The sequence below is a fragment of the Mitsuaria sp. TWR114 genome (assembly GCF_007997345.1).
Genome location: NZ_VOSR01001121.1, coordinates 1 through 567, shown reverse-complemented (window position 1 = coordinate 567; position 567 = coordinate 1). Strand labels below are relative to the sequence as shown.

Genomic DNA, 567 nt, shown 5'->3' with positions numbered 1-567 from the left:
CTGGACACGGCGGCAGGTCCGGTGACGCTGGTCGGTGCCTGGCGTGCCCGCGTCGAGAAGCTCGCGCCGGCGGCCGGCCCGGTCGCCAACAACGCGCCGGCGCTGGGCCACAACGGCCTGATCGCGCCGCTGCAGGGACTGTCGGTGCGTGGCGTGCTCTGGTACCAGGGCGAAGAAAACGCAGGACGCGCCGCGGCCTATGCCGACGGCTTCAAGCGCCTCATCCAGGACTGGCGCCAGCAGTTCGGCGACCCGGACCTGCCCTTCCTGTTCGTGCAGCTTGCCGCCTGGCGCCCGCTGGCCGACAACCGGCCCGACGGCAACGGCTTCGCCGAGCTGCGCGGCAGCCAGGCCGCCGCGCTCGCCTTGCCGCACACCGGCATGGCCACCGCGATCGACATCGGCGACGCCATCGACATCCATCCGCGCAACAAGCGCACCGTGGGCGAGCGCCTGGCCGCCGTCGCGATGCATGAACTGGGCCTGCGCGACGCGCCGGCCATGGGGCCGCGCCTGATCGGTGGTCAGGCCCGCGGCGCCGAGTTCGAGCTGCGCTTCGACCGCACC

Annotated in this window: 1 protein-coding gene; it reads left to right on the top strand. The window is 73.5% G+C overall.

The genetic code is table 11. From position 1 onward, the window contains the following. The coding region (locus FUT87_RS28025) for a sialate O-acetylesterase (RefSeq protein WP_222617339.1) at window positions 1-567 on the top strand (567 nt) is incomplete at both ends.